The organism is Streptomyces rubradiris (genome assembly GCF_016860525.1).
GTDB classification, from domain to species: domain Bacteria; phylum Actinomycetota; class Actinomycetes; order Streptomycetales; family Streptomycetaceae; genus Streptomyces; species Streptomyces rubradiris.
Genome location: NZ_BNEA01000018.1, coordinates 121,267 through 147,703, shown reverse-complemented (window position 1 = coordinate 147,703; position 26,437 = coordinate 121,267). Strand labels below are relative to the sequence as shown.

Below are 26,437 nucleotides of genomic sequence, written 5' to 3'. Positions count from 1 at the left end.
GGCGGCCAGCTCTACGTCACCGGCCGCATCAAGGACGTCGTCATCGTCGCGGGCCGCAACCACTACCCCCAGGACATCGAGCGGACCGTCGAAAGCGTCGACCCGGGCCTGCGGCCGGGCTGCGGAGTGGCCGGCGCCCGCGAGATCGACGGCGAGGAACGCCTCATCGTCGTCCAGGAGTACCGCGGCAGCCGCTCGCCGGAGGACCGCGCCCGGGTCATCGACGCGATACGCACCGAGGTCGCCCGCGAACACGGACTGCAGCCGTACATCGTCGCCCTGGCCCGCACCGGGACGGTACCGAAGACCTCCAGCGGCAAGCTCCAGCGCCGGGCCTGCATCGACAGCCTCCTCGGGGGCACCTTCGAACCGCTCGCGCTGTGGCGGGCGGACGAGGCCGGCCCCGGCCCGGCGGCGCCGGACGCGCCCGCGGCACCGGGCGCGCCGACCGCCCCGCCCGACGCCGCCGTGATCCAGCGGTGGCTGCGCGAGGCGCTGGCCGCCGCGACCGGACGGCCGGCCGGCACCATCGACCCGGAGCTGCCGTTCGCCGGGTACGGACTGCGATCCGTGGAACTGGTCGCGATGGTCGGGGACCTGGAGCGCCGTCTCGGCGTCCCGCTGGAGCCCGGCATCGTCTGGGAGCACCCCACCGCCGCCAAGCTCGCCCGGCACCTGGCCGGGCAGCCCGCCGCCGTCGAGGCGCCCGGGGCCGCCGACGAGCCCCCCACGACCCTCACCGCCCCGGCGCCCGTCGCACCGGCCGCGCACACACCGGACGGGTCCGGGGCGGACGAGCCGATCGCCATCATCGGCATCGGCTGCCGCTTCCCCGGCGGCGTCGACGGCCCCGACAGCTTCTGGCAGCTGCTGAGCGAGGGGCGCGACGCGGTCACCGAGGTGCCCCCGGAGCGCTGGGACACCGAGGAGTTCACCGACGAGGACCCCTCGGCCCCCGGCCGCACCAACAGCCGCTGGGGCGGTTTCGTCGACGGGATCGACCGCTTCGACGCCGGCTTCTTCGGCATCTCGCAGGCGGAAGCCGCCCGTATGGACCCCCAGCAGCGACTGCTCGCCGAGGTCTCCTTCGAGGCCCTGGAGAACGCGGGCGTGCCCACCGGCTCGCTGTCCGGCACCCAGACCGGCGTGTTCATCGGCATCTCCACCTTCGACCACGCCACCGGCGAGCTGGGCGACCTCGACGCCATCGACGCCTACACCGGCACCGGCAGCGCGCTGAGCATCGCCGCCAACCGCATCTCGTACCTGCTGGACCTGCGCGGCCCGAGCATGGCCGTCGACTCCGCCTGCTCCTCCTCGCTGGTGGCGGTGCTCCAGGCCTGCGCGAGCCTGTCCCGCGGCGAGTGCGGCCTGGCCCTCGCTGGCGGCGTGAACCTGGTGCTGTCCCCGGCCTTCGCCATCAACTTCAGCAAGGCCGGGGTGATGTCCGCCGACGGCCGCTGCAAGCCGTTCGACGCCGCCGCCGACGGCTATGTGCGCTCCGAGGGCGCGGGCGTGGTGGTCCTCAAGCCGCTCAGCCGGGCCCTGGCCGACGGCGACCCCGTGCACGCCGTGATCCGGGGCGGCGCCGTCAACCAGGACGGCGCGAGCAACGGGCTGATGGCCCCCAACCCGAAGGCCCAGGAGGCGGTCGTACGCGCCGCCCACGCCAGGGCCGGGGTGCGCGCCCGCGACATCGCCTATGTGGAGGCCCACGGCACCGGCACCATCCTCGGCGACCCGATCGAGGCCAAGGCCCTCGGCGCGGTCCTCGGGGACGGCCGCGACCCGGACCGGCCCTGCCTGATCGGCTCGGTCAAGTCCAATCTCGGGCACATGGAGGCCGCCGCCGGGATCGGCGGTCTGATCAAGACCGCCCTGATGGTCCGCCACCGCGTGGTGCCGCCGACCCTGCACTACCGCACCCCCAACCCGCACATCCCCTTCGCCGACCTGCCCGTCCGGGTCGCCGACACCCTCCAGCCGTGGCCCACCGACGCCCCCGCCCTCGCGGGTGTCAGCTCCTTCGGCTTCGGCGGCACCAACGCGCACCTGGTGGTGGAGGAACCGCCGCGGGCCGCCGGCCGGCCCGGCGCCACAGCCGACGGCGCCGTGCTGCTGACCGTCTCGGCCCGGGACGAGCAGGCCCTGCGCGACCTCGCCGCCCGCTACGCGGACAAGCTCACCGGCACCACGCCCGTGGGCACCTTCGCCTCCGCCGCCGCCGTCCGGCGCACCCATCACGAGCACCGGCTGGCCTGCGTCGGCTCGTCGGCCGCGGAACTGCGCGGGGCGCTCGCCGCGTTCGGCCGCGGCGAGGAGGCGCCCGGCCTCAGCTCCGGCGTGCGCCGGGCCGGCCGGCAGGACAAGGCGGTGTTCGTCTTCTCCGGGCAGGGACCCCGCTGGTGGCCGCTCGCCGCCGACCTGCTCGACGGCGAGCTCGCCGGGGAACGGGCCTTCCGGGCCGTCCTGGAGCGGGCCGACGCCCTGCTGCGCCGCCACACCGACTGGTCGCTGCTCGACCAGCTCACGGCCGACCCGGACCGCTCCCGGCTGCTCGACACCGCCGTCGGCCAGCCCGCCCTGACCGCGGTGCAGACAGCGCTGGCCGCCCTGTGGCGCTCCTGGGGGGTCGAACCCGCCGCCGTCGTCGGGCACAGCGTCGGCGAGATCGCCGCCGCCCAGGTCGCGGGCGCGATCTCGCTGGAGGACGCCCTCCTGATCGCCCTGCACCGCGGTACCGTCCTGCACGCCGCCACCGGCAAGGGCCGGATGGCCGTCGCGGGCGTCTCCCTCGACCGGGCCCGCGCCCTGCTGGCCGAGCGCGCCCCGGGACCGGTGTGGATCGCCGCCGCCAACAGCCCGAACTCCACCGTGTTCTCCGGCGAGGGCCCCGCCGTGGAGAGGTTCGCCAAGTCCCTGGCGGACGAGGGGCTCTACTGCAAGGTCCTGGAGTCGGTCGGGTTCGCCTCCCACTGCCCCCTGATGGAGCCCGTCGCCGCCGAGCTGCGGCGGCAGCTGGCCCCGCTGCGGCCCCGGCCCACCGCGATCCCGATGGTCTCCACCGGCACCGGCGAGATCGTGCCCGGCGACCGCCTGGACGCCGGGTACTGGGCCGCCAACCTCACCCGGCCGGTCCTGTTCGACACCGCCGTCACCGCGCTCGCCGACACCGGGCACACCGTCTTCGTCGAGGTCTCGCCCCACCCGATGCTCACCGACGCCGTCACCGAGCGCGTCTCGTCGTACGACGACGCGGTCGCGGTGTCCTCGCTGCGCCGGGACCAGCCGGGCCGGGCCGCCGTGCTCACCGAGCTGGGCCGTCTCTACACCGCCGGCCACCCGGTCGACTTCACCCGGGTCCACGGCCCGGCCGGTCCCATGGCCGACCTGCCCTCCTACCCCTGGCAGCGCACCCGCTGCCGACACGAGCGGCGCCCGGGACGCCCGGCCGCGCACCGCGGCCACCCGGTCCTGCGCGAGCGCACCGAATCGGCGCTGCCGCCGCACGCCGTGCACTGGTCGGCGCCCGTCTCCCTCGCGGAGTTCCCTTACCTGACGGATCATCAGATCGGCGGCAGTCCCGTCCTGCCCGCCGCCCTGGTGCTGGACGCCGCGCTCGCCGCGGCCCGCGCGCACCTCGGTGGCGCCGCCGCCCTGGACGACATCACCCTCAGCCGGCTCACCGTCGTGCCCGAGCAGGCCGAGGACAGCACCCTGCAGCTCGTCCTGCTGCCCGGCACCGCCGACACCGGCACGGTGCGGCTGTACACCCGGGCCGGCGCCGGCGAGCAGTGGACCGAGGCCGCGCGGGCGGCCTTCCGCCGGGCCGCCCCCGGGGCCGGCGCCGAACCGCTGGCCGCCGTACGGGCGCGCTGCGCCACCACCGCCGCGGCCGACGACCACTACGCGGCACTGCGCCGCGCCGGACTGGCCTACGGCCCCGCCTTCCAGGGGGTGCAGGAGCTGTGGCGGGGCCGGGCCGAGGCCGTCGCCCGGCTCCGCGAGCGGACCGCGCTGACCACCGACCGCGGCGAGCACCCCGTGCACCCCGCCGTGCTCGACAGCGCCCTGCAGGTCCTCAGCGCCGCGCTCGACGCGCAGGAGACCCCCCTCGACGCCACCTACCTGCCGGTCGCCGTCGGCGGCTTCACCCTCTTCACCGACCGCGCCGAACCCCGCTGGGCCCACGCGGCCGTCACCGCCCGGCCCGGCGCCGAGCGGATCACCGGCGCCACCGTCGTCCTGTACGACGACGCGGGCACCGCCGTCGGCGAGGTCACCGGCATCACCCTGCAGCGCCTGGAGCGCGCCGGGGCCGCCGACCCGCTCGACGAGTTGCTGCTCGACATCGCCTGGCGCCCCGCGCCGGCCGGATCCCCCGGCACCGCGCGGCAGCCGGGCACCTGGCTGCTGTTCGCCGACACCGGCACCACCGCCGCCACTCTCGCCACCGGCCTGCGCTCGCGCGGTGCCACCTGCCTCACCGTCACCGCCGGTTCGGCCTACCGCAAGGCCGGCCCGCACACGTACGAGGTCGACCCCGGGCGCCGCGAGGACCTCGCCGCGCTGCTGGCCGACCTGGCCGACGCGGATGTCCGCCCCGACGGCATCGTCCACGCGTGGGCGCTGGACGCCGGCCCCGGCGAGCACGGCGACGTCTGCCTGCCGGTGCTGCACCTCGTGCAGGAACTCGCCCGCGCGGGCCAGGACCCCGCGCCCCGCCTGGTCCTCGTCACCCGCGGCGCCCAGCGCGCCGCCGACGGCGACGAACCGGCCGTGGGGCATGCCCCGTTGTGGGGTCTGGCCCGGGTGATCGGCCTGGAGCACAGCGAGCTGCGCACCACCGTCGTCGACCTGGACCCGGCCCGCCCGGCCGCCGAGGGCACCCAGCTGCTCGAGGAGGTGCTGCGTCCCGGCGACGACGACCAGGTCGCCCTGCGCGGCGAGGTGCGGCTGACACCCGCGCTCCAGCCCTGGGCGCCCGCCGGCCGGGACACCGGGGACCGGCGTCCCTCCTGGTCCTTCGACGCCGCCCGCGACGGCAACCACCGGCTGCTGGCCACCCGCCCCGGCGCCCTGGCCAGCCTCCGCCCGACCTGGTGGCACCGCACCCCGCCCGGACCCGGCGAGGTCGAGATCGAGGTCACCGCCGCGGGCCTGAACTTCAGCGACGTCCTCAAGGCCCTGGACTCCTACCCGGGAGCCGAAGGCGTCGTACCGCTCGGCGCCGAGTGCGCCGGCCGGATCACCGCGGTCGGCGAGGGCGTACGCGGGCGCCGGGTCGGCGACCGGGTCATCGCCGCCGGCCCCGGCGGCATGGCGGCCTTCCTCACACTCGACGCGCGCCTGACGGCCCCGGCCCCGGCGGCCCTGGACGACGAGCAGGCCGCCGCGGTGCCCATCGCCTTCCTCACCGCCGTGTACGGCCTGGAACACCTCGGCCGGCTGCGCGCGGGGGACAGCGTGCTCATCCACTCCGCGACCGGCGGCGTCGGCCTCGCCGCGCTCCAGGTCGCCCGCCGCCGGGGCGCGCGGGTGTTCGCCACCGCCGGCTCCCCCGCCAAGCGCGAGATGCTGCGCGGCCTCGGCGTCGAGCACGTCATGGACTCGCGCACCCTCGACTTCGCCGCCGAGATCACGGCTCTCACCGGCGGTCGCGGGGTCGACGTGGTCCTCAACTCCGCCTCCGGCGAGACCCTCGTGCGGTCCCTGGGCCTGCTCGCGCCCGGCGGACGCTTCGTGGAGATCGGCAAGCGCGACATCTACGACAACAGCCACATCGGCCTGGAGTTCTTCAAGGACAACCGCGCCTTCCTCGCCGTCGACCTGGAACGCACCATCCGCGAGGAACCCGGCGAGATCGCCGCGCTGTTCGCCGACGTCGTCCAGGGCTTCGAGAGCGGCGACTTCACCGCGCTGCCGGTCACCGTCCACCCCTTCGGCGACGCCCCCGCCGCCTTCACCGCGATGGCCCAGGCCCGCCACACCGGCAAGCTCGTGCTGGTGCCGACCGCCGGTGAGCGGGTCACCACCGCCCCGGGCGCCGCACCGGTCCGCCCCTACGGCACCTACCTGATCACCGGCGGTCTCGGCGCGCTCGGCCTGGAGACGGCCCGCTACCTCGTCGACCAGGGCGCCCGCCATCTGGTCCTGGCCGGCCGCAGCGCCCCCGGGCCGGACGCCGAACAGGCCCTGGCCGCCTTGCGGGCCCGGGCCGAGGTGACCGTCCTGGCCGCCGATGTCTCCGAGCGCACGGCCGTCGACGGCCTGCTGGCCCGTATCGACGGCTCCCTGCCGCCGCTCGCGGGGATCGTGCACGCCGCGGGCGTCCTCGACGACGGCCTGCTCACCGGTCTGGACGGGGACAGGTTCCGCGCCGTCGCGGGCCCCAAGTCGGTGGCGGCCTGGCACCTGCACCAGGCCACCGTGGACCGTGACCTGGACTTCTTCGTCCTGTACTCGTCGGCCGCCGCGGTCCTCGGCTCGGCCAGCCAGGGCAACTACGCCGCCGCGAGCGCCTTCCTCGACACCCTGGCCCACCACCGGCGCTCCCTGGGCCTGCCCGCGCTCAGCATCGACTGGGGTCCCTGGTCGGGGATCGGCCTCGCCGCCCGGCCCGAGCGCGGCGGCGCGCTGGCCGCCCGGGGCATCGGGAGCATCAGCCCGGAGCAGGGCATCGTCGCCCTCGACCGCATCCTGCGCGGTGACGCCACCCAGGTGTGCGTCCTGCCGCTGGACCGCGCGAGGCTGCGCGACCACCACGGTGGCGGCCTGCTGCGCACCCTCCTCGACGAACCGGGCGAGGACGCCCGGGGCGCCGCGGGAGCGCACGCGCAGGTGCGCCGCCGGATGCTCGCGGTGGAACCCGGCCGCCGCCGCAGGGCCGTACTGACCGAGCACTGCCGGGCGGTCGCCGCCCGCGTCGTCGGCGCCGAACCCGCCAGGATCGACACCGGGGCCCCGCTCTCCGGCATGGGCTTCGACTCCCTGCTCTCCCTGGAGCTGCGCAAGTCCCTGGAGTCCTCCCTGGGCGTCCAGCTGCCCTCCACCGTCACCTGGCGGTTCCCGACGATCGACGCCCTGGTGCCGTACCTGGCCGACCGCATGGAGATCGAGCTGGAGTCCGGCCAGGCCCCGGTCGAGGAACGGCCGGCCGCGCCGGCGCCCGGGCGGACCGCCCCCGACGACGCGGGCCCGACGGCCGCGGACGGCCCGCCCGACCTCGACGCGCTGTCCGCGGCGGAACTCGAAGCACTCCTGATGGCCAAGACCACCCAGATCGACGAGGGGGACCGGCGATGACACCGGGACAGGAACTGACGGCGGCCGAAACACTCAAACGCGCCTACCTGACGATGGACCGCCTCCAGCGCCAGGTCGAGGAGTACGAGCGGGCCCGCTCCGAGCCCATCGCCATCGTGGGCACCGGCTGCCGCTTCCCCGGCGGGGTCACCGACACCGCCTCCTACTGGCGGCTGCTGGCCGAGGGAACCGACGCGGTGGGCGACATCCCCGCCGACCGGTGGGACCACGAGGCGTTCTACGACGAGGAGGCCGGCAAGCCGGGCAAGATCTACACCCGGGCCGGCGCGTTCCTCGACCACATCGACCTGTTCGACCACGACTTCTTCGGCATCTCCCGGCGCGAGGCCCTGGCGATGGACCCGGCCCAGCGGCTGAGCCTGCAGGTGTGCTGGGAGGCGCTGGAGGACGCGGGCCAGGCGCCCTCGGGTCTCGCCGGCAGCCGCACCGGTGTGTTCATGGGTGTCGCCTCCTGGGACTACATCACCGCGCAGCTGCGCCACCCCGAGGACGTCAGCGCCTACACCAGCTCCGGCGCCGCCCAGTCCTTCGTCCCGGCCCGTATCGCCTACCTCCTCGACCTGCGCGGCCCCAACCTCACCATCGACTCCGCCTGCTCCGCCTCGCTGCTGGCCGTCCACCAGGCGTGCCAGAGCCTGCGCCTGGGCGAGTGCGACATGGCCTTGGCCGGCGGCGTCAACGTGGTGCTGTCACCGCTGCTGATGATCTCCCAGTCGCAGTTCGGCTCGGTCTCCCGGCAGGGCCGCGCGATGACGTTCTCCGACAGCGCGGACGGGTACGTGCGCGGCGAGGGCTGCGGCGCCGTCGTCCTCAAGCGGCTGTCCGACGCCCTGCGCGACAAGGACCGCGTCCTCGCCGTGGTGCGCGGCGGCGCGGTCAACCAGGACGGCCGCAGCGCCGGCATCACCGCGCCCAACGGCGACGCCCAGCGCGATGTGTTCCGCCGGGCCCTGGCCGCCGCCGGGGTCGGCGCCGAGCAGGTCGGCTACATCGAGACGCACGGCACCGGCACCCGCCTCGGCGACCCCATCGAGGCCGAGGCCCTGGCCGACGTGTACGGCCGCGAGAGCGGCGCGCCGGTCTACCTCGGCGCGGTCAAGACCAACATCGGGCATCTGGAGGCGGCCGCCGGGATCGCCGGTCTCATCAAGGCCGTGATGTGCCTGCAACGCGCCGAGATCCCGCCGAACCTGCACTTCTCCCGGCTGAACTCCAACATCTCCTTCGACGGCACCACCTTCCGGGTGCCCACCGGGCTCACCCCGTGGCCGCACACCGACGGCCCGCGCACGGCCGCGGTGAGCAGCTTCGGACTGAGCGGCACCAACGTCCACATGATCCTGCAGCAGGCCCCGGCCACGCCGGCGCCGGCCGCGCCGGACGACCGCAGGCCCGCCTCCGTGCTCCCGCTGTCCGCCCGCACCGAGACCGCGCTCGCCGCCCTCGCCGGCCGCTACGCCGAGCGGCTCGCCGCCGGCGACGACGCCTCGCTCGCGGACCTGGCCCACTCGGCCGGCACCGGCCGCTCCCACTTCCGGCACCGGCTCGCCGCCGTCGGCACCACCCGCGAGGAGGTCGCCGGGCAGCTCGCCGCGTTCGCCGCCGGCCAGGGCGCGCCCGGCCTGGTCCAGGGCGAGGCCGGCGGCGGCGAGGTCGTCTTCCTCTTCACCGGCCAGGGCGCCCAGCGCCCCGGCATGGCCCGCCGCCTGTACGACACCCAGCCCACTTTCCGGCGGGCGGTCGACGAGTGCGCCGAGATCCTGCGTCCGCTGCTCGCCCGGCCCCTGCTGGACGTGATGTTCCCGGACGACCCCGACGACACGCAGATCAACGACACCGCCTACGCCCAGCCCGCCACGTTCGTCGTCGAGTACGCCTTGGCCCGGCTGTGGGAGTCCTGGGGCATCACTCCCGCCGCCGTCCTCGGCCACAGCTTCGGCGAGTGCGTGGCCGCCTGTGTCGCGGGGGCGGTGTCCCTGGAGGACGGACTGGCCTTCGCGGTGGAACGGGCCCGCATCATCCAGGAGTTCTGCCTGCCCGGCACCATGGCCGCGGTCTTCGCCTCCGAGGAGGAGGTCGCCACGGAGCTGGCCGCGTACCCGGGCCGGATCGCCGTCGCCGCGGTCAACGGCCCGGCGAACGTGGCGATCTCCGGCGAGCGCGACGTCGTCGAGGCCGTGTGCGCCGCGTTCGGCGCCCGCGGCGTGAAGACCAAGCAGCTGCACATCGCCTCCGCCGGGCACTCCCCGCTGATGGACCCGGTCCTGGAGCCGCTGCGCCGCGCCGCGCGCAAGTTCACCTTCACCACCCCGCGCATCCCCCTGGTCTCCAACGTCACCGGCGAGCTGTGGCCGTGGGACCAGGCGCCGGACGCCGACTACTGGTGCCGGCACGTGCGCGGCACGGTGCGCTTCACCGACGGCGTGCGCACCCTGCGGTCCATGGGCTACCGCACCTTCCTCGAGGTCGGTCCCGCCCCCACCCTGCTCGGGGTGATCAGCGACGCCCTGCCGCCCGGCCACGACGACCTGCTGCTGCCGAGCCTGCGGCCCCGGCAGGACGACTGGGAGGTCCTGCTGCCCACGGTCGCCGAGCTGTACGCGGCCGGTGCCCCCGTCGACTGGGCCGGTTTCGACCACGACTACACCCGGGTGAGGACCCAGCTTCCCACCTACCCCTTCGACCCGGTCCGCTGCTGGCAGCCCCCGCGTCCCTGGGACGGCACCGCGCCGGCCGCCGCGGACGAGACGGGCGAGGCGAACGAGGCCGGCGAGGCGAACGAGGCAGCTGACGGCGGCACGGGTGCCGGCACCGGCACGGACGGCCCGCGCACCCGGGCCTCCCGTGCCACGCGCCGCTCCGCCCGCACCCGGCGCCGGACGAGCCGCATCCCCACCGCCGCCGAGCTGATGGAGCTGAGCGAGTCCGAGCGCCTGGACGCCCTGTGCGCCGGGTTCGTGCTCAGCGTCAAGGACGTCCTCGGCTCCGCCTCCGCCCACATCGACGCCGACGAGCCGCTGACCGGCTTCGGCCTGGACTCCCTCATGGCCGTCGAACTGCGCAACGAGATCCAGAGCCGGCTCGGGCTCACCCTGCGGATCACCGACTTCCTCGGCGGCGCGACCATCGCAAGCGTCGCCAGGAGCATCGTCAAGGAGCTGGCCGCGACCGGCGGCGACTCCTCGGCGGACACATCGCACGAAGGCTCCGGGGCGTCCGCCGTGATCCGGCGGATGCCCCGGGCGGCCGACGCCGCCGCCAGGGAACTGCTCGACGAACTCACCGGCCCCACCGCCTCCGTGCCCGGACCGGGGGAGCGCTCATGACCGACGACCTCGCCCAGCGGCTGGCCGGGCTGACGCCCGAGGAACGCGCCCGGTTCGACGCCCTGCTCGCCGAGCGCCAGGCCGAGGACACCTTCCCGCTGGCGGTCCTGCAGCGCGGCACCTGGTTCCTCGAGCAGCTGCGGCCCCGCAACCCCGCCTACATCGTGCCCGGCGCGGTCCGGGTCGAAGGCCCCCTCGACAGCGGCCTGCTGCGCACCGCCGTCGCCGGGGTCGTCCGCCGGCACGAGGCGCTGCGCACCACCTTCCGGGTCCGTGACGGCGTCCCGGTCCAGGTCGTCCACCACCACCTGGACATCGACGTCCCCGAGACCGATCTGAGCGACCCGCGGTACACGGACGCCGACCACCGGCAGTGGATCGAGGAGGCCCTCGCCGAACCCTTCGACATCGAGGCCGGCCCCCTGCTGCGGGTCCGGCTGCTGCGCACCGGCCCCGACCGGTCCGTGCTGGTCGTCGCGATGCACCACCTCGTCTCCGACCGCTGGTCCACCGCGGTCTTCCTGAACGAGCTGTCCGAGCTGTACGAGGCCCGCGCCGCCGGCCGCCCCGCGCAGCTGCCCGAACTCCCGGTCCAGTACGGCGACTTCGCCGCCTGGCAGCATGAGCATCTGGACCGCGGCGGCTGGCAGCGGGGGCTTGCGTACTGGCGGGAGCACCTGGCCGGCGCGCCCGCGGTCCTGGACCTGCCCACCGACCGGCCCCGCCCGCCCGTGCAGGGCTTCAACGGCGGCTCCGTCCCCGTCGACCTGCCGCCCGCCCTGAACGGCGAACTGGCCGCGCTGGCCAAACGGCACGGCGCCACCCCGTACATGGCGCTGCTCGCCGTCTTCCAGACGCTGCTGCACCGCTACACCGGGCAGGACGACATCGTCGTCGGCGTGCCCACCGCCCTGCGCTCCAGCGCCGAGGTCGAGCCGCTCATCGGCTACTTCGTCAACACCCTGCCCATCCGGGCCGGTCTGGGCGGCGACCCCTGCTTCGAGACCGTCCTCACCCGCGTCCGCGACGCGTGCCTGGGCGCCTACGCCCACCAGGACGTCCCCTTCGAGCTGATCGTCACCGACCTCAACACCGCCCGCGATCTCAGCCGGCCGCCGGTGTACCAGGTCAGCTTCAGCTACGGCCGGGAACCGGTGCCCACGCTCGCCATGGCCGGCGCCCGCCTCACCCGGCTCCCCGTGCGCAGCACCGGTGCCCGCTTCGACCTGGAACTGCAGGCGTTCGACACCGACGGCGGCGTCACGGGCTGGTTCGAGTACGACCGCGACCTGTTCGACGAGGCCACCGTCGTCCGCCTCGCCGGTCACTTCCGCCGCCTCGTCGAGCAGGTGACCGCCCACCCGCGCACGCCCGTCGGCGAGCTGGACCTCCTCGGCGCGGCCGAACGCCGGCAGGTGGTGGAGGAGTGGAACGCCACCGAGCGGCAGTGGTCCGGCGGACTGGTCCACGAGTGCATCGAGGAGCAGGTGCGCCGCACCCCCGGCGCGGAGGCCGTCCGCTACGCCGGCACGTCCCTCACCTACGCCGAGCTGAACGAGCGGGCCAACCGCCTCGCCCATCTGCTGCGCGACCGCGGAGTGGGCCGGGACGTCCTCGTCGGCGTCGCCATGGAACGCTCCCTCGAGCTCGTCGTCGCCCTCCTCGCCGTGCTCAAGGCCGGCGGGGCGTACGTCCCCCTGGACACCGGCCTGCCGCGCGCCCGGCTGGCCGCCATCGCCGAGGACGCCCGGCCCCGCCTGGTGCTCACCCACGGCACCCTGGCCGAGCGGCTGCCCGCCCTGGAGTGCCCCGTGCTGGGAGTCGAGGACCTCGCCGCCGAGCTGGCCACCCGGCCCACCGGCGACCCGGGCGTGGCCGTGGACGGCGAGGACCTGTGCTACGTCATCTTCACCTCCGGCTCGACGGGCCGCCCCAAGGGCGTGATGAACGTCCACGCCGCCCTGCGCAACCGGCTGCTGTGGATGCAGGACGCCTACGGTCTGGACGCCACCGACCGGGTGCTGCAGAAGACGCCGTTCTCCTTCGACGTGTCGGTGTGGGAGTTCTTCTGGCCGCTGATGACCGGCGCCACGCTGGTCGTGGCCCGGCCCGAGGGGCACCGGGACAGCACCTACCTGGCCGACACCATCGCCGCCGAGCGGATCACCACGGTCCACTTCGTGCCGTCCATGCTGCAGCTCTTCCTCACCGAGCCCCCCGCCAGATCCGCCACGCTGCGCCGCGTCTTCTGCAGCGGCGAGGAACTCCCCCGCGACCTGCACGACCGCTTCCTCGACCTGCACCGGGCCGAGCTGCACAACCTGTACGGGCCCACCGAGGCGGCCATCGACGTCACCGCCTGGCACTGCCGGCCGCAGGAGGACACCCGCCCGGTGCCCATCGGCCGCCCCATCGCCAACATCCGCATGTACGTCCTGGACCGCCACGGGCGTCCCGTTCCGGCCGGTGTCCCCGGCGAGCTGTGCATCGCCGGCCGGGGCCTGGCCCGCGGCTATGTGAACCGCCCGGAGCTGACCGCGGAACGCTTCACGGACGACCCGTTCGTCCCCGGGGCCCGCATGTACCGCACCGGCGACCTGGCCCGGCACCGTGCCGACGGCGCGCTGGAGTTCCTCGGCCGCCTCGACCATCAGGTCAAGCTGCGCGGCCAGCGCCTGGAACTCGGCGAGATCGAGGCCGTCCTGGCCCGGCACCCCGCCGTGCGCGAGGCCGTCGTGGTGGCCCGTGAGCACGCCGTCGGCGATGTGCGCCTGGCGGCCTACGTCACCGCCGCCGGCACCGCCGCGCCCGGGGCCGGGGAGCTCGCCGCCCACGTGCGCGAGCAGCTGCCGGAGTACATGGTCCCGGCCTCCTTCACGGTGCTCGACGCGCTGCCGCTGACCCCGAGCGGCAAGACCGACCGCAAGGCCCTGCCCGAGCCGCGCACCGACCGCGCCGACCTCGCGACCCGGTTCGTCGCGCCGCAGGACGGCCTGCAGCACGCACTCGCCGCGCTGTGGCGCGACCTGCTGGGCGTCGAACGCGTCGGGATGCGGGACAACTTCTTCGACCTCGGCGGGCACTCCCTGCTCATGGCCGAGTTCCGCACCCGGCTCGCGGCCGCCCTCGGCCACGAGCTGACCATGGTCGAGCTGTTCCAGCACCCCACGGTCGAATCCCTCGCCGCCCGCCTCGGCGGCCGCGGCACCGAGCCCCCTGGCACGGACAGCGCCAGGGCACGGGCACAGAACCGACGTCAGTCCCGCAACCGGCGGCAGCAGGCGGCCGAACGCCGGGCTTCCTCCCGCCGAGACAGGTGATCCAGGTGTCACAGCCATCCCAGGAACAGCACGACCAGCACGAGGACCTCGATCGCGTCGCCGTCATCGGCATGGCCGGCCGCTTCCCCGGTGCGGACGACGTGGAGGCCTTCTGGACCAACCTCGCCGAGGGCCGCGAAGGCATCAGCGTCCTGTCCGACGAGGAGCTCACCGCGTCCGGTGTCGACCCCGCGCTGCTCGCCCGTGACGACTACGTCAAGGCCAAGGGCGTGCTGGACGGCGCCGACCTGTTCGACGAGAGCTTCTTCGGCTACAGCCCCCGCGAGGCCGAACTCCTCGACCCCCAGCACCGGGTCTTCCTCGAATGCGCCTGGCACGCGCTGGAGTCCGCCGGTGTCGACCCGGCCCGCTTCGACGGCCGGATCGGCGTGTTCGCGGGCGCGGGCCTGAACACGTACCTGCTGTTCAACCTCATGAACAACCAGCAGGTCCTGGACTCCTCCGGCATGTACCAGGTGATGCTCGCCTCGGACAAGGACTTCCTGGCCACGCGCGCCGCCTACAAGCTGGGCCTGACCGGCCCGGCGGTCACCGTCCAGACGGCCTGCTCCACGTCCCTGACCGCGGTGCACCTCGCCTGCCAGAGCCTCGTGAACGGCGAGTGCGACATCGCCCTGGCCGGCGGGGTGTCGGTCAGTTCGCCGCTGCGCGGCGGCTATCTGTACGAGCCCGGCGGCATCCTCTCCCCGGACGGCACCTGCCGCGCCTTCGACGCGGACGCCGAGGGCACCGTGCCGGGCAACGGCGCCGGCATCGTCGTGCTGCGCCGCCTCTCCGACGCGCAGGCCGCCGGTGACCGGGTCGACGCCGTCATCCTCGCCAGCGCCGTCAACAACGACGGCTCCGTCAAGGCCGGGTACACCGCGCCGAGCGTCGACGGCCAGGCCGACGTCGTCGCCGAGGCGCTGGCCCTGGCCGACGTGGACCCCGCCACCGTCGGCTACGTGGAGACCCACGGCACCGGCACCCCCCTCGGCGACCCCATCGAGATCGCCGCGCTCACCCGCGCCTACCGGACGGACAGCGACGACCGGGCCAGGTGCGCGATCGGCTCGGTCAAGAGCAACGTCGGCCACCTCGACGCCGCCGCCGGTGTCACCAGCCTGATCAAGGCGGTCCTCGCCCTCAGACACGAGGCGATCCCGCCGACACTGCACTGGGAACGGGCCAACCCCGGGCTGGCCCTGGACAGCGGCCCCTTCTACGTCAACACCGGCCTCCGCCCCTGGCCGCGCACGACCACCCCGCGCCGGGCCGGGGTCAGCTCCTTCGGCATCGGCGGAACGAACGTGCACGTCGTGCTGGAGGAGGCGCCCGCCGGGCAGCCGGACGAGCCCGGTGAGACGGCCGCGGACGACACCCGCGCCCGGCTGCTGCCGCTGTCCGCGAAGTCCGCGCCCGCGCTCGCCGCGGCGGCCGCCCGGCTCGCCGACCACCTGGAGAACGCCCCCGGCACCGGCCTCGACGCCGTCGCCCACACCCTGGCCGTGCGCCGGTCCCCGTTCCCGCACCGCGGCGCCGTCGTCGCCCGCACCACCGGCGAGGCCGTCGCCGCGCTGCGCCGGCTCGCGCACGCCCCGGCGCCGGGCGCCGCGCTCGACACCGCCCCGGCCGCGTTCCTCTTCCCCGGTCAGGGCGCCCAGTACCCCGGCATGGCCCGCGGCCTGTACGGCCGGGAGCCCGTCTTCACCGCCGAGTTCGACCGCTGCGCGGAGCTGTTCGCCCCGCACCTCGGGGAGGACCTGAGGGACCTGGTGTTCGGCGCGGAGGGTCCCGAGGCCGCGGAGCGGCTGCGGCAGACCCGGTTCGCCCAGCCCGCGCTGTTCGGCGTGGAGTTCGCCCTGGCCCGGCAGTGGCAGTCCTGGGGGGTGGAGCCGCGCGCCATGGTCGGGCACAGCGTCGGCGAGTACGTCGCCGCGTGCCTCGCGGGCGTGTTCTCCCTCCCGGACGCCGTACGGCTGGTCGCCTGCCGGGGCCGGCTGGTCCAGCAGATGCCGCCCGGGGCGATGCTCGGCGTCTTCCTGTCCGAGGAGGAGACGACCGCCCGGCTCGGCGAGGGCCTGGCGCTCGCCGCCGTCAACTCCACGGCCCTCACCGTGGTCTCCGGCACCCCCGAGGCCGTCGACGCCCTCCAGGAACGGCTCGTGGCCGAGGGCGTGGGCTGCCGCCGCCTGCACACCTCGCACGCCTTCCACTCCCCGGACATGGACGGTGCGGTCGTTCCGTTCACGCAGGAGGTCCGCGGCGTCGCGCTGCACGCCCCGCGGATCCCGGTGCTGTCGAACGTCACCGGCACCTGGCTCACCGCCGAACAGGCGACCAGCCCCGAGTACTGGGGCGCCCATCTGCGTCAGCCGGTGCGCTTCGGCGACGCGCTCGGCACCCTGCTCGCCGACCCCCACCTCGTCCTGCTGGAAGTCGGCCCCGGCCAGAACCTGTCCAACTTCGCCCGCGCCCACCGCGGCTGGAGCGCGGACCGCACCGCCGTCGGCTCCCTGCGCCACCCCGGCGAGCACGTCCCCGACGACGCCCACCTGCTGACGGGCCTCGGCGCCGCGTGGAGCGCCGGTGTCGCCGTCGACTGGGCCGCGGTCCAGGGCCCGGCCGGCCACCGTCCGGCGCGGCTGCCCGGCTACCCGTTCCAGCGGCGCCGCTACTGGGTGGAGCCCGCGAAGGCCGCCCCCGGCACGGTGTCCGCCGCCGCCCCGGACGACTGGTTCTACACCCCGGGCTGGCAGCGCCTCGCCCTGCCCGCCCCGGCCGCCCCCCGGGCCACCGGCGACACCTGGGTGGTCCTGGGCGCCGGACTCCCCCTCGGCGACGCACTCGCCGAACGCCTCGCGTCCGGCGGCGACCGCGTCGTACGCGTCCACGCGGGCGACCGGCTGGAGCACACCGGCGAGGACGTGTGGACCGTGGACCCGGCCGACCGGGACCACCTGGGCGCGCTCGTCTCCTCCCTGGCCGGGCCGGCCGGCCCGGCCGGCAGCGGGCACCGCTTCCGCTTCGTCCACCTGTGGAGCACCGCCGACGGCCTCGCGCCGGACGCGGAGCCCACCCCGGAGCGGCTGGACGCCGCGCGCCGCACCGGCTTCGACAGCCTCCTGGCGCTCGCCCAGGCCCTGGGCACCGAGCGGCTGCCCGCCCCGGCCGTCCTCGACGTGCTGTGCCTCGGCGTGTACGACGTCACCGGCGACGAACCGCTGCGGCCCGAGCACGCCCTGCTGCTCGGCGCGGCCACGGTGATCCCCCAGGAGACGGCGGGCACCACCTGCCGGGTCCTGGACATCACCGGTACCGACCCGGGCGCCCCGGGCGCGGGCGCCGTCCTCGCCGTCCTCACCGGCACCGGCAGCGACGCCGGGACCGAACTCGCCCTGCGCGGACGGTATGTGTGGGCGCGCGGCTTCGACCGGGTGGACTGGATCGACCGGGCGGCCCCCGGCGACGGCGAACCGACCGGGCTGCGCGACGGCGGCGTCTACCTCGTCACCGGCGGCCTCGGCGGCCTCGGTCTCGCCATGGCCGAGCACATCGCGACCGCGGCCGACCGGCCGGTCCTCGGCCTGCTGGGCCGGTCCGCGTTCCCGGCCCCCGCCGAGTGGGACGCGCACCTCGCTGCTCACGACGACAGCGACGCCACCAGCACCAAAATCCGGCGGCTGCGGCACCTGGAGTCCCTCGGCGCCCGCGTGGTGCTGCTGCGCGCCGACGTCACCGACGAGGAGCAGATGCTGCGGGCCGTCGGCGAACTGCGGGCCGCGGCGGGTCCGCTGAACGGTGTCGTGCACGCCGCCGGCCTGTCCTCCCAGGGCATGATCGTGACCAGGACCCCGGCCGGCGCCGGCCAGGTCCTCGCCGCCAAGACCCACGGCACGATCGTCCTGGACCGGGTCTGCCGCGCGGACGACCTGGACTTCATGCTGCTGTGCTCCTCCGTGACCGCCGTCCTCGGCGGCCCCGGCCAGAGCGACTACGCCGCCGCCAACGCCTTCCTCGACGCGTGGGCGCAGTACCAGCGCCGGGAGAGCGGGCTGCCGGTGACGGCCGTCGGCTGGGACACCTGGCGGGACGTCGGCATGGCCGCCGGCCTCGACTCCCGGTTCGGCCTCGGCTCCGGCACCCCGCTGAACGGCCACCCGCTGCTGCGGCGTCTGGTCCGCTCCGGTGCCACCTCCCGCACCTACGCCACGGTGTTCAGCACCGACGACAGCTGGATCGTCGCCGACCACCGCATCCAGGGCCACGGCCTGGTGCCGGGCACCGCCTATCTGGAACTGGTCCGGGCCGCCGTCGCCGAGCAGGCCGCGGGACGGGACATCGAGATCGGTGACGTGCAGTACATGACCCCGGTCGTGGTCCCCGACGGGCAGAGCCGCGAGGTCTTCACCACGATCGAGGAGCGCGACGGCGGCTGGCACTTCGCGGTGCGCAGCCGTACCGGCGCCCCGGGGGCCGCGGCCTGGACCGACCACGCGCGCGGCACCGTCGCCTTCCACGAACCGGGGCCCGACACCGTGCGCGACCTGGCCGCGCTGCGGGCCGCCTGCCAGGTGACCGAGGTCCTCGACACCGACGAGTCGATCAGGCTCGGGCTGCGGCTCGACCGGTTCGAGAAGGGCGGCCTGATCGAGTTCTCCTTCGGGCCGCGCTGGAAGTGCATGCGGGAGATCCAGGTCGGCCCCGAGCACGTGCTGGCGACCCTGCACCTCGACGAGGAGTACCACGGCGACCTGGAGCACTACCTGCTGCACCCGGCGCTGCTCGACGCGGCCGGCGGTACCGCCCGGGTCCACGCGCCCGACACCTACTACCTGCCGTTCAGCTACCGCAGCCTGCGCGTCTTCCACGGCCTGACCGGCACCGTGCACGCCTATGTCGAGGTGAAGGGGGCCGCGGACTCCGCGGGCGAGACCAGCACCTGCGACATCGAGCTGCTCGCCCCGGACGGCCTGGTGCTGGCCCGGATCAGCGACTTCACCATCAAGCGGATCAACGACCTGGAGGGTCTGCGCGAGCAGATCCGGCGCGCCGTCGAGCAGCCCGCCGCGCACCCGGAGGCGGACGGCGGGGACCGTCCCGGCGAGGCGGCCGGCGGTGTCCTGCGCACCCTCGCCGAGGGCATCACCGAGCAGCAGGGCAAGGACGTCTTCGCCCGGCTGCTCGCCGCCCCGCACCTGCCGGCCCACCTCGTCGTCTCGCACCACGACTTCACGGCGCTGCGCGACCTGGCCCGCTCCCTGACCCCCGAGCTGATCGATGAGGAGATGGAGCAGCTCGCGCCGCCCGGCGGCAGCCACCCCCGCCCGGACCTGGACACGCCGTACGTGGCCGCCCGCACCCCCCGCGAGCGGGAGATCGCCGAGGTGTGGCAGGAGGTCCTCGGCCTGGACCGGGTCGGCGTCGACGACGACTTCTTCGCCCTCGGCGGCCACTCCCTGGCCGCGGTCCAGATCGGCACCCGGCTGAAGAACCGCCTCGGCGCGGAACTCGACCTGCGGGCCTTCTTCGAGCACCCCACCGTCGCGCACACCGCGGAACTGCTGGAGGAGGGGGCCGGCGCGGCGGACCGCCGCGAGGACGCCATCGAGGTCCTCAGCCGCGACGGGTCGGAGGCGGACGACGGCCTGGACCTGCTCGCGGAGCTGTCCGACGAGGAGGTGGACGCGGAACTGCGCCGTCTGCTCGCGGCGGACGCCGACCAGGACAACTAGCGGAACGAGTGGAGCGACGGGCCCGGCCGGAGCAGGCGGACCGAGGAGAGCGAAGAGGTCATGGCATGAGTGGTACGGACACGGCCCCCACCGGCCGGCAGGCCCCGGTGGCCCTGGTGGCGGGCGGTTCGCGCGGGATCGGCCGCGCCGTCGCGCTGCGGCTCGCCGAAGACGGTTTCGACGTGGCGGTGTGCTACGCCTCGGACACGGCTGCGGCGCAGACCCTGCGCAAGGAGATCGGCGCGCTGGGCCGGCGGGCCTACGTACGGCAGACCGATGTCGGCGACAGCGTCGCGGTGGACGAGTTCGTCGACGGGGCCGAGGAGGCCCTGGGCCCCGTCGACGCGGTGGTCACCTCCGCCGCCGTGCTGCGCGACGGCCCGCTGGCGGCGATGGAGGACGACGACTGGGCGGACGTGCAGCGGGTCAATCTCGACGGCACGTACTACGTCTGCCGCACCGTCATCAACGGGATGATCGAGCGCAGGCGCGGCGCGATCGTGACCATGTCCTCCATCGCGGGCCTGTACGGCAACGCCGGGCAGACCAACTACGCGGCGTCGAAGGCCGGGATCATCGGGTTCACCAAGTCCCTGGCCCGCGAGGTCGGCCGGTACGGAATCCGGGCGAACGTGGTCGTGCCCGGCTTCGTCGCCACTGATCCCGTCACGGCGCTGCCGGCCGAGGTGCGCGAGCGGTTCAGGCAGCGCATCCCGCTCGGCCGGTTCGGCGAGCCGCACGAGGTCGCCGACCTGGTCTCCTTCCTGCTCTCGGAGCGGGCCGCGTACATCACCGGCACGACGTTCCAGATCGACGGCGGCGTGGCCGTGTGACGGCCGCGCCCACCACGGCACGGGGATACCACCTTGCAGATCCAGGCTGACACCGAACGCTGCGTCGGCGCGGGCATGTGCGCGCTGACCGCACCCGACCTCTTCGACCAGTCCGATCACGACGGAACCGTCGTGCTGCTCACCGACGGCCGGTGCGGGCGGCAGACCGCCGACGCCGCGCGGGCGGCGGTGGCGAACTGCCCGTCGGGCGCCCTGACCCTGACCGACTGACCACGTCCGGCGGCACCCGACACCGCGGTGGACCGCAGCGAGACGAAGGAGAAGCACACCATGCGCAACCCATGGTTCGCCCTGGAGGAGCCGCGGGACGAGGCCGGGGTACGGCTCTTCTGCCTCCCGTACGCGGGCGGCGCCGCCGCGGCGTACCGGACCTGGCGCGAGCTGGCGCCCGGCCATGTCCGGGTGCACCCGCTGGAGCTGCCCGGCCGCGGGGCCCGCTGGGGCGAGACCCCGGTCAACCGGATGCCGTTGATGACCGAGCTGCTGGCCGACGCCCTCGCGGAGCATCTGGAGCGGCCGTACGCGCTGTTCGGCCACAGCATGGGCGGCCTGATCGCCTTCGAACTCGCCAGGACCCTGCGCGCGCGGGGTCTGCCGCAGCCGGCGCACCTGTTCGTCTCCGGCTCGGCCGCCCCCGACCTGCCGCGCACCCGCAAGCCGATCCACGCGGCGCCGGACGCCGACGTGCTGGAGGAACTGCGCTTCCTCGGCGGCACACCCGCCGAGCTGCTGGACGACCCCGGGCTGATGGAGCTGGTCCTGCCCGCGCTGCGCGCCGACTTCGCGCTGCTGGAGACCTACCGCTACCAGCCGCAGCCGCCGCTCACGGTGCCGCTGACCGTGTTCGGCGGCGAGTCGGACCCCTTGGTGGCGAGCGACCAGCTCCACCGGTGGCTGCGGCAGAGCGACGCCGGTCCGCGCCTGGTCGTCCTGCCCGGCGAGCACTTCTTCCTGCACTCGTCGGTCGCCGACGTGCTGGGGACGATCGCCGACGCCCTGGCCGCGGTGGGGCCCGAGGCCCTTCCGCCCGCGAGCCAAGGTGTGGTCTGACCGGACCGTCCCGCAAGCCTCTCGCTTCTTCGGCACCGACCCTCTGGAGGACCCGTGACCGCCACCCCGCCCGGCAGCCGGATCGTCTCGATCGCCCACCACCAGCCGACGCACGTGCTGACCAACGACGACCTGGCCGCCCGGGTCGACACTTCCGACGAGTGGATCAGGTCCCGTGTCGGCATCGCCACCCGCCACATCGCCGCCGCGGACGAGAGTGTCGCCGACATGGCGATCGGCGCCGCCGCCAAGGCCGTCGCCCGGGCCGGCGTGGACGCCGCCGACATCGACCTGGTGACCGTCGCGACGTGCACCGCCGTGGACCGTATGCCCAGCATCGCCGCCCGGGTCGCCCGCCACCTGGAGATCCCCGACGCGGCCGTCTTCGACCTCAACGCGGCCTGCGCGGGCTTCAGTCACGCGCTGGCCACCGCCGACCTCGCCGTGCGCGGCGGCAGCAGCCGTACCGCCCTGGTCGTCGGCGCGGACAAGATGAGCGACTTCCTCGACTGGCAGGACCGTTCCACCTGCGTCATCTTCGGCGACGGCGCGGGAGCCGCGGTCGTGACGGCCGCCGAGGGCGGCACGGCCGGCACCATCGGCCCGGTGGTGTGGGGCTCGCAGCCCCAGCGCGGCTCGGCCATCACCCTGGAGACCTCCGGCCCGGCCGGCCCGCCCGCGCTGTTCCGGCAGGACGGGCGCGTCGTCTACCGCTGGGCCGTGACCTCGCTCGCCCCGGTGGCCCGCCAGGCCTGCGAGCGGGCCGGCACCGATCCGTCCGAGCTGGCCGCCGTCGTCACGCACCAGGCGAACCTGCGCATCATCGAGGCCGTGACCAAGCAGATCGGCGCGGCCAACGCCGTGGTCGCGCGCGATGTCGTCGACTCCGGCAACACCTCCGCCGCCAGCGTCCCCATGGCCCTGTCCAAGCTCGTGGAACGCGGCGAGGTCGCCAGCGGCGCTCCCGTCCTCTTGCTCGGCTTCGGCGCGGGCCTGTCGTACGCGGCGCAGGTGGTGGGCTGCCCCTGACGATTCTTCGGCTCGTCGTGACGAACGGTGTTGACGCCGGTTCCCCGGGTAGGTGATCTTTTGTTCCCGTGCCGCCGCCCCCGCGCCGGCACGGCCGACGACATCCCTCAGTCCCAGGAGGCTGCCCGTGGCCGAGCACGCGTGGACCGCCGGGGCGGCGAGGACGGAGTCCGCCGTCCCCCGCCCGCCCGCCCGTCGCCGGTGCGGGCCGGCCGTGAGCGTGTCCGCTGCGGCGGGGCTCTCCGGCGGGCACCCGGTGGTGCGCCCCGCGGCCCGGGCCGGGGCCCCCGGCCGGGACGTGACCGACGCCGTCCTGTCCCTCGCCGGCCCCCGGTCGCGCCGGATCGGCAAGACGGTCCGCGCCGCCCGTGCCGGGCGCCGGGACGTACCCGGCGCCGGCGGGAAGCCGTCGGTGACCTCCGCGCCGGAACCGGCACGCGGCATGCGGAACGCCCGGTGACCGGGTCACAGGCGACGAAGGACAGCGGCACGCGGCCGCCCCGGCGGATGACCGCCCCTTCGACGGGGGCGGTGTCCCCCGCCGCGACCGGCACGGGCGGGCCGGGGGCCGGACGACGGCGGGGCCGGTCCGCGCCGGTCCGCACGGCGACGAGGCGGCCGGTGTCCGCAGGTGTTGCCCGGCAGACGGTGCCGGGTGGGAGGCGAACGGCGCCGGAGGCGCCCGGGGTTCACACGGCGCGGCCCGGTCGGGCCGCGCCGCCGTGTTCGAGCCCTTCGGCGAAACTGAGCCAGCGCTCGCCGCAGTATCTGGCGGCCCGGGCGATGTCGGCGTACCGGTGTTCGGGCACCGCGCCCATCAGCCACCTCCACTTCTCGTCGTCGAGCGCGTTGGCCGCAAGGAGCTGCAGCAGCGCCCTGCCCGCCTCGGAGAAACGCAGCGAAGGGTCCTGGCGCAGGTTTCCGAGGCGTCCGGCGCCGGAGATGAGGGCCGGCTCCGACCGGGACCGGACCACCCGTCCGGTGTCCTGCACCGCCACCCGCCCGGCGTCCTGCCCCGCCGGCCGTCCGGGCACCACACGGCTCTCGGACGGACTGAGTTCCCGCGCGGCTTCCCGTACCTTGGGCGGCACCGGATCCTTGCCTTCCCGGATACGCAGCCGGACGTCCCGGGCGGTCGCGAGCGCGATGCCGGCTTCCTGGGCTATCTCGCGCAGGGAGGCGTTCGGGCGCTCCGCGATGACCTGACCCGCGCGGCGCCGGCCGGCCGCGCTGTTGACCGGCCGGGAGCGGCCGTCGCGTCCGGTGCGCGCGTGCACCTGCCCGTCCTGGGCGGTGGACCGTCTGCGCAGCGAGGAGACCGTGGCCGGGGCCAGCCCGGTCACCTCCGCGATGCGCCGGTCCGACCAGTGCGCGTGGCTGTCGATGATGCGCTCGGCCGCCGAGAGCCGGTCCCGGCGCGAGAGCGGCATGCCGTGTTCGGCGTTGAGCCGGACGGCCAGGACGAACGCGTCCTCGGCCGAGCCCTCCACGTACCGGACCTCGATCATGTCCTCGCCGCGCAGCACCGCCGCCCGCAGCCGGTGCACACCGTCGACGATCCGCATGGTCGGCCGGTGGACCACGATGGGCGGCAGCGGGCTGCGCGTCTCGGCGAGCGCCTCGACGTGTTCCGCGTCCTCCCCCGCGATACGCGGTGAATCCGATGTCACCAAGGACGCGATGGGCACCAGTTCCGTCGCCTGCCCGCCAGAGGCGCCAGGCATGGGTGCCGTGGTCCTGCCTGCCGTTAACGCGTCGAGCATCAGCGCCTCCTGAGGCATCTCCGGTTCCGGACTCATGCGGCGACGATACCCGGAAAGAAACCGACTGCGCTGTTTTATTAGGAGAGCCTCAAGGAACTTTGGAGGAGTCTTCGAGCGGGCTCCGCGAAGGAATGTTGAAGGAGTCCTGGAACGGGCTCCGCAGGCGTCACCGGACCGGTGCGGCCGCGTACTCTTCGACCAGGTCGGCGAGCGGCACATCGGGGTTGACCGCCAGCCGCTCGGCCACGACCCGCAGCGCCAGCGGAAGCCCGCCGCACAGCGCCGTCAGGCGCTCGGTGACCGGACCGGGCCGCTGGATGCGTCCCCTGCTGAGCCGGACCAACAGCTGTGCCCCCTCCTCCCCGGTCAGCGGCCCGACCGTGACCAGGTGCGCGCCGTCCCGCGCCGCGAGTTCGCTGAAGCGCCGCCGGCTCGTCGCCAGGACGCAGGAGGCGCCCCGGGGGATGAGGGGGCGCAGCTGATCGGCGTCGTGCGCGTCGTCACAGACCACCAGCATCCGCCGGCCGTGCAGCAGACTGCGGTAGAGGGAGGCGCGGGCGGCCACGCCCGCCGGCATCCGCGAGGCCTCGACACCGAGGCCGCCCAGGAGCTGGCCGAGCGCTTCCTCGGTGCTGACCGGCCGTCCCTGGAGACCGCCGCCGAGGTCCACGTACAGCTGGCCGTCGGGGAAACGCTCGGTGAGCCGGTGTGCCAGTTGCAGCACCAGCGCCGACTTGCCGACACCGGCCGGGCCGTCGACCACGGCGACCGGGGTGGAGGCGCCGGCGCGCGCGCACTCGCTGCTCACCCACTCCTCCAGCGCCGCGAGTTCCGCCGCGCGCCCCACGAACCCGCGGGCCAGCGGCGGGAGCTGGGCCGGCTTGGGCGCGCCGCGGAAGACGGTGTCCCGGTCGGTGAGCAGCAGGGACGCCGGATCCGCGCCGGGCGCGCTCAGCCGCGGGTGCCCGGCCAGGATCTGCTGGTACAGGGTGCGCAGTTCGGCACCGGGTTCGATACCGAGCTCCCTGACCAGCAACTGCCGGGTCTCCTCGTACGTCCACAGCGCGTGCACCCGGCGTCCGCTGCGGTAGAGCGCCAGCATCAGCAGCCAGCGCAGCTTCTCGCGCAGCGGCTCCTCGGACACCGTGGCCGGCAGTTCGGTGACCAGTTCGGCGTGCCGGCCGGCCGCCAGCATGTCCTCGGCCCACTCCTCCACCGCCGTGAGCCTCAAATCCCGCAGCCGGTCCCGCTCCATGGCCGCGAACGGGCCGGGGATCCGGGACAACGCCTCGCCGCGCCAGCCGGCCAGGGCCTGTTCGTACAGCCGTAAGGTCTCCTCCAGGTCGCCCCGTCCGCGTGACCTGCGGGCCTCGCCGAGGTTGCGAGCGAAGACGGCGGCATCCACGGCCAGGGGGTCCACCCGCAGGCAGTAGCCGCCCGACTCGGAGGTGAGCAGCAGGCCGGCCGCCCGTTTCCTGCGGCCCGGCTCGAATGCCCGGCGCAGCCCGGCCACATAGGTGTGCACGCCGTTGGCGGCCGTGTGCGGGATGTCGCTGCCCCACACGGCGTCCACGATGTTCTCGACGCCCACGACATCACCGGCGCGGCTGGCGAGCAGGGCCAGTACGGCCCGCTGCTTGGGCGGGCCCAGTGCGACCTCCGCCTCGTTCCGCCACGCGCGCACCGGGCCGAGGAGCTGTATGCGCAAGGGCGATCCCGTGGTCACCAAGGATGATTCACCTCCTGAAGGTACCGATCTGCCCGTTTCCGTACCACCTCCCCGCGGGGCGGCGGCCGGTGCGCGGGTACGGCCCGCGGGCGCGGGAAAGGAACGCCGCCCGCCGGGCGCGGCGCGGGGACGCGCGCGGACATCGGCCGGCTCCTCGTCGTCCTCCCGCCGCCGTGGTGTGTGGCGGCGCCTCACCGGTCACCGGGCCACGGCCGCGGCAGGGACGCCGGAAAACCGGCCGGCGCGTCAAGGAGCATTTCTTCGGAAAGCTCGGCGGTACCGGCTTCCGGCAGAAGCGCCGCCGT

Annotated in this window: 11 protein-coding genes; 9 read left to right on the top strand and 2 right to left on the bottom strand. The window is 75.1% G+C overall.

Annotated elements, in window-relative coordinates:
* From Srubr_RS39845 to Srubr_RS39805, 9 genes are all read left to right on the top strand, one after another.
* Nucleotides 1–7,305 (top strand): type I polyketide synthase (locus Srubr_RS39845; RefSeq protein ID WP_203855106.1); only part of this gene is annotated, 7,305 nt, incomplete at its 5' end.
* Nucleotides 7,302–10,652, top strand: coding sequence for a type I polyketide synthase (locus Srubr_RS39840; RefSeq protein ID WP_189997948.1), 3,351 nt, complete (start codon nt 7,302–7,304; stop codon nt 10,650–10,652). The genes Srubr_RS39845 and Srubr_RS39840, both read left to right, overlap by 4 nt.
* On the top strand, nt 10,649–13,972 hold the full coding sequence (locus Srubr_RS39835) for a non-ribosomal peptide synthetase (protein ID WP_189997949.1): 3,324 nt from the start codon (nt 10,649–10,651) through the stop codon (nt 13,970–13,972). The genes Srubr_RS39840 and Srubr_RS39835 overlap by 4 nt, the downstream gene beginning before the upstream one ends.
* 5 nt (nt 13,973–13,977) lie before the next feature.
* A complete protein-coding gene (locus Srubr_RS39830; protein ID WP_229926885.1) occupies nt 13,978–19,707 on the top strand; it encodes a type I polyketide synthase in 5,730 nt (1,909 codons plus the stop codon).
* A gap of 65 nt (nt 19,708–19,772) precedes the next feature.
* Nucleotides 19,773–20,540 (top strand): 3-oxoacyl-ACP reductase FabG, encoded by a 768-nt coding sequence (gene fabG, locus Srubr_RS39825; protein WP_189997951.1) that lies wholly within the window; start codon nt 19,773–19,775, stop codon nt 20,538–20,540.
* 33 nt (nt 20,541–20,573) lie between these two features.
* Nucleotides 20,574–20,771: a ferredoxin gene (locus tag Srubr_RS39820; RefSeq protein ID WP_189997952.1), complete on the top strand. Its 198-nt coding sequence runs from the start codon at nt 20,574–20,576 to the stop codon at nt 20,769–20,771.
* A gap of 60 nt (nt 20,772–20,831) precedes the next feature.
* Nucleotides 20,832–21,611, top strand: coding sequence for a thioesterase II family protein (locus Srubr_RS39815; RefSeq protein WP_189997953.1), 780 nt, complete (start codon nt 20,832–20,834; stop codon nt 21,609–21,611).
* 54 nt (nt 21,612–21,665) lie between these two features.
* Nucleotides 21,666–22,640, top strand: coding sequence for a beta-ketoacyl-ACP synthase III (locus Srubr_RS39810; RefSeq protein WP_189997954.1), 975 nt, complete (start codon nt 21,666–21,668; stop codon nt 22,638–22,640).
* 127 nt (nt 22,641–22,767) lie between these two features.
* Nucleotides 22,768–23,100 (top strand): hypothetical protein, encoded by a 333-nt coding sequence (locus tag Srubr_RS39805; RefSeq protein ID WP_189997955.1) that lies wholly within the window; start codon nt 22,768–22,770, stop codon nt 23,098–23,100.
* Nucleotides 23,101–23,329: 229 nt separating this feature from the next.
* Here Srubr_RS39805 and Srubr_RS39800 read toward each other — a convergent pair whose 3' ends face one another.
* Together Srubr_RS39800 and Srubr_RS39795 are read right to left on the bottom strand one after the other, a co-directional pair.
* Nucleotides 23,330–24,364 carry a ParB/RepB/Spo0J family partition protein gene (locus Srubr_RS39800; protein WP_189997956.1) on the bottom strand — a complete coding sequence of 345 codons (1,035 nt, stop codon included), beginning with the start codon at nt 24,362–24,364 and terminating at the stop codon, nt 23,330–23,332.
* 205 nt (nt 24,365–24,569) lie between these two features.
* Nucleotides 24,570–26,111 carry an AfsR/SARP family transcriptional regulator gene (locus Srubr_RS39795; protein WP_229926886.1) on the bottom strand — a complete coding sequence of 514 codons (1,542 nt, stop codon included), beginning with the start codon at nt 26,109–26,111 and terminating at the stop codon, nt 24,570–24,572.
* Nucleotides 26,112–26,437 lie beyond the last annotated feature (326 nt).

Coding starts and splice junctions, on each gene's coding strand:
- Srubr_RS39840 (WP_189997948.1), top strand. CDS start 7,302: ATGACACCGGGACAGGAACTGACGGCGGCCGAAACACTCAAACGCGCC.
- Srubr_RS39835 (WP_189997949.1), top strand. CDS start 10,649: ATGACCGACGACCTCGCCCAGCGGCTGGCCGGGCTGACGCCCGAGGAA.
- fabG (WP_189997951.1), top strand. CDS start 19,773: ATGAGTGGTACGGACACGGCCCCCACCGGCCGGCAGGCCCCGGTGGCC.
- Srubr_RS39815 (WP_189997953.1), top strand. CDS start 20,832: ATGCGCAACCCATGGTTCGCCCTGGAGGAGCCGCGGGACGAGGCCGGG.
- Srubr_RS39800 (WP_189997956.1), bottom strand. CDS start 24,364: ATGCCTGGCGCCTCTGGCGGGCAGGCGACGGAACTGGTGCCCATCGCG.